This is a genomic window from Hydrogenivirga sp. (genome assembly GCF_056450045.1).
Genome location: NZ_JBWONM010000112.1, coordinates 1 through 4027, shown reverse-complemented (window position 1 = coordinate 4027; position 4027 = coordinate 1). Strand labels below are relative to the sequence as shown.

Below are 4027 nucleotides of genomic sequence, written 5' to 3'. Positions count from 1 at the left end.
AGGACGAGCTCTATGGAGGTCTTCAGGCTTATCCTGTGCCCCACAGATACGAAAACGGGAGAGACGTTGTCCTTAGTTCTCACCACAGCACCCAGTATTCTACCTCTGTACTTGAGGTAAGAGTATGAGCCTCTCCTTCCGTCCGGCTCCTTATAGTAGCCAAAGAGCCTCGTTTTGGCAACACCCACGCTAACCTCCCCGGTCTCAACGCCGAAGTGGGAGGCTATTCCACAGCCCCGGGGGTGGGCAATCCCCTGCCCGTCTATGAAGTAAAGGTCTGGCTTTAGCTCCGCCTCTTTATAGAGCTTCAAAAGCAGGGGGAGCTCCCTGAAGGCGAGGAAGGTGGGTATGTAGGGGAAGCTGACCTCATCCTCAACCACGTGGCTGTATATGGGCTTCAGGCTTTCAAGCTCAAGGACAACGAGGCTTGCCCATGCCCTCGTGGGGTTCTCATCTATCTTCTCAAAGGTGAGGTCCATACCTCCGACAGTCTCAAGCTTTTCGTAGTCGTCCTTCTGGATAACCTTCTTTGCACAATTTATCTGGATGCGTTTGAGCTCCTCTACTGACAGTGGGGCGCCTCTACCCTCTTCACCTCTCCCCAAGGCTCAACCTCCTCAAAGACCTCACTCTGAAACCTTTTTATCTTAGCACCAAGATCCCTCCAGCAGTCTTTGGAGAGACCTGCCTTCAGGCAGGTGTTTTCAAGAAACTCAACGGCGTTCCAGCCGTACCTCAGAGGAACCTGAGGTAGAAGAAGTCCCTTGGCATCACCGAGCTCAACTATCAGTCCATCAACACCGACCGTGACGGCGTGGGGAAGCTCCTCCGGAGGCACCTCCTCAGGCTCTGTCAGGATTGAGAGCTCCCAGATTGTCCTGTCAAGCTCCTCCTCTCTCAGGGGAGGAAAGCGGGGGTCTCTGAAAGCTGCACTGATAGAGGAGTAGAGGACAGCCTGCCACAGAGGGTAAAGGGGGTAGGGAACGCCTATACACCCCCTCAGCTCCCTCTCGGGAAAGGTCAGCAGGGTTGTGAAGACACCCCTCTTGGAGGAGAACTTCTCCCGGAATTGGGAAGGGACCACGGGCTCTCTGCCCCGCAGTACGCTCTGGACAGCGACCCTCCCTAAGGTTATAAGTTCTTTAGCCTCTTCTAAGCTCAGCATTCACCTTTTCCTCAAGCTCCTGAAACTTCCTCTCCTCTTCTCCTCCCAGCTCATGGTCATAACCGAGGAGATGAATGACACCGTGAACGAGAAGTCGCTCAACCTCCTCCTCTAAGCTGTGCCCGAGGTTTTGAGCTTGCCTCTGGGCTGTATCAACCGAAATGACCACGTCTCCCAGCAGAACCTTTCCGGCTATAGAAGTGCCATCGGGAAAGGAGAGAACGTCTGTTGGTCTGTCTTTGTTCCTGTACTCCCTGTTGAGCTCCCGAATGTGGACGTCATCGGTGATGAGTATGCTGAGGATGGAGTTATCAATACCGAGGATATCCAGTACTCGCTCAGCCCTCTTCTTGAGCCAGTCCCTCTTCAGCCTCTTGCTCTTCAGAGCTATCTCTATCTCGTTCATACCCTTCGTAGGCTTCTATTATCCTTGCAACTATCGGGTGTCTGACTACGTCCTCCTGGGAGAACCATACGAAGCCTATTCCCGGAACGCCCTCTAAGACCCTCAGAGCCTCAACCAAGCCCGAGTGTTCCTTCTTGGGGAGGTCTATCTGGGTGATGTCCCCGGTGACCACGACCTTTGAACCAAAGCCTATACGGGTCAGGAACATCTTCATCTGCTCTCGGGTAGCGTTCTGAGCCTCATCAAGTATTATGAAGGCGTCGTTCAGTGTCCTACCTCTCATGAAGGCTAAGGGAGCTATCTCAATTATGTTTCTCTCAAGCATGTACATAGCCTTGTCGTAATCAACCATGTCGTAGAGGGCATCGTAGAGGGGCCTGAGGTAGGGGTCAACCTTCTCGGCGATAGTACCGGGAAGAAATCCCAGCTTCTCTCCTGCTTCCACAGCAGGTCTCGTAAGGATTATCTTGTTTACCTTCTGCTCCTTGAGGTGGGCGAGAGCCATCGCCATGGCTAAGTAGGTCTTTCCCGTTCCCGCTGGACCAACACCGAAGGTGACGTCGTTCTCCTTTATGGTTCTTACGTACCTTCTCTGGGTGTCGGTCTTTGGGACTATAGCCCTTCTACGGTGGGTAACGAGTATTATCTCCTCTTCCTCCTCTGGAAGCTCCCTGTGTCCTTCAGCCTCTTCCAGGAAGCTCTTGGCATACTCCCTCACCTCTCGGGCTGTGAGCCTCTCCTTTTCAAGCCTGAGCATAACAGCCCTCAGGAAGGAGAGGAACTTCCTTACCTTCTCGTCCTCGCCCTTAATTATCAACTCGGTTCCACGGGGGATTATGCGAACATCAAAGAGCTTCGTAAAGTACCTTACGTTCTCGTCCGCCCTCCCCACTATAGCGTAGAACCGCTCGTCGTATCTCTCTAAATCAATCCTCTCTTCTAAAGCTATCTTGCTTGCCATTCCTCTTGACTTCTTATGAAGCTAAGGATAAATATATATGCCCGAAGAAAGATTTACAACCCCACCGGAGGTGAAGGCATGGGTTATATGCTTAGGACCGCTGTTCTCCTCGGTCTGCTGACAGGGATTCTGCTCTTCATAGGACACCTGATAGGAGGACAGACGGGAGTAGTCATAGCCTTTCTGATAGCGGCTGTGATGAACTTCATGTCCTACTGGTTCTCCGACAAGATAGTCCTCTCCATGTACGGAGCAAGGGAGATAAGCTACGAGGAGGCTCCATGGCTTCACCGCATAGTTGAGGAGCTCTCAAGGAGGGCTAACATACCCAAGCCCCCCATATACCTCGTTCCGATGGAACAGCCCAACGCCTTTGCTACCGGCAGGGGTCCCGGACACGCCGCTGTCGCGGTGACGAGGGGCATCCTTGAGATACTTGATGAGGAGGAGCTAAAGGGAGTATTAGCCCACGAGCTTGCCCACATAAAGAACAGGGACGTGCTGATAGCCTCAATAGCTGCGACCATCGCAGGTGCGATATCAATGATCGTCCACTGGCTCCAGTGGGCTCTCATATTTGGATGGGGAAGGGACGAGGAGGACAACAACCCCCTGTCCCTTGTGGGGAGCATACTCCTGATAATAGTAACGCCTATAGTAGCCGCCATCATACAGATGGCTATATCAAGGTCAAGGGAGTACCTTGCGGACGAAACGGGGGCTTATATCTGCGGATGTCCCCTCTCTCTGGCAAGGGCTCTCCAGAAGATCCACGATTACGTAACTCATGTGCCCGCAAGGGTGAACGAAGGCACAGCCCATCTCTTTATTGAGAATCCCCTGAAGGGAGAGGATCTTTGGGAGCTCTTCTCAACCCACCCTTCAACGGAAAAGAGGATAGCGAGGCTCAGGGAGATAGCCAGGAAGATGGGACAGGTAGCTTAGAGTACTATGTATATCTTTAGCCTGATCCTCTCCCAGGGGTTGGGCGAGTCTCTGAGCTCATCAACGACCGCTTTTAAAGTACTTCCCCTGTCAAGAAGTTGGGAAACCGCACTGTTGTCCACCCTTGGTACGTAACCAAGTTTGATGCCTTTCCAATACACTTCCACCGCCTTATGGTCGTAAGGGTTTTCTCTTTCCCTTCTAAGCTCCAGGATGTCTCCCCTCTTCATTCTATTCCAGATACGGGGACCTTCGTAGTACTGGAAGCCTGCAACGACAGTCTCAAGAAGGAGAATTTCTCTAGTTGATATACTCTGTCCCTGAAGACCAGCTACAGGAAGTAGCGCTCCGAGCCTTAACAGCTCCCTTCTGTTCATCATAACTATAAGAATAACAGCCTGGCTCAGCGGCGGGAGTGAAATTTACCCTGTGATAAAATATGAAGCCTACAGATGCTAAAGCTCGTGGTTGTCAGACATGCGGAAAGCCAATGGAATCCTATCGGTCGCTATCAGGGACTCCTTGACCCGGACCTGACCCAGAGGGGGAG

7 protein-coding genes are annotated in these 4027 nt (G+C 52.3%); 2 read left to right on the top strand and 5 right to left on the bottom strand.

Features of this window, described 5'->3' with window-relative positions; all coding sequences use genetic code 11:
• The 4 genes from AC1HCM_RS04760 to AC1HCM_RS04745 all read right to left on the bottom strand — a co-directional run.
• Positions 1-605: endonuclease V (locus AC1HCM_RS04760; RefSeq protein ID WP_479460630.1), on the bottom strand; the 605-nt coding region annotated here is incomplete at its 3' end.
• Positions 563-1165, bottom strand: coding sequence for a TIGR00296 family protein (locus AC1HCM_RS04755; RefSeq protein WP_479460629.1), 603 nt, complete (start codon positions 1163-1165; stop codon positions 563-565). The genes AC1HCM_RS04755 and AC1HCM_RS04760, both read right to left, overlap by 43 nt.
• A complete protein-coding gene (gene ybeY / locus AC1HCM_RS04750) occupies positions 1143-1571 on the bottom strand; it encodes an rRNA maturation RNase YbeY (RefSeq protein ID WP_479460628.1) in 429 nt (142 codons plus the stop codon). Before ybeY ends, AC1HCM_RS04755 begins: the two co-directional genes overlap by 23 nt.
• Positions 1504-2532: a PhoH family protein gene (locus tag AC1HCM_RS04745; protein ID WP_479460627.1), complete on the bottom strand. Its 1029-nt coding sequence runs from the start codon at positions 2530-2532 to the stop codon at positions 1504-1506. The genes ybeY and AC1HCM_RS04745 overlap by 68 nt, the downstream gene beginning before the upstream one ends.
• 78 nt (positions 2533-2610) lie before the next feature.
• On the opposite strand from AC1HCM_RS04745, the gene AC1HCM_RS04740 reads away from it, so the two are divergent.
• Positions 2611-3477 (top strand): zinc metalloprotease HtpX, encoded by an 867-nt coding sequence (locus AC1HCM_RS04740; protein ID WP_479460626.1) that lies wholly within the window; start codon positions 2611-2613, stop codon positions 3475-3477.
• Here the strand turns inward: AC1HCM_RS04740 and AC1HCM_RS04735 are convergent.
• On the bottom strand, positions 3474-3857 hold the full coding sequence (locus AC1HCM_RS04735; protein WP_479460625.1) for an HIRAN domain-containing protein: 384 nt from the start codon (positions 3855-3857) through the stop codon (positions 3474-3476). The genes AC1HCM_RS04740 and AC1HCM_RS04735 overlap by 4 nt on opposite strands.
• Before the next feature lie 72 nt (positions 3858-3929).
• Between AC1HCM_RS04735 and AC1HCM_RS04730 the strand changes: the two genes are divergently transcribed.
• On the top strand, positions 3930-4027 hold a 98-nt coding region (locus AC1HCM_RS04730), incomplete at its 3' end, for a histidine phosphatase family protein (RefSeq protein WP_479460631.1).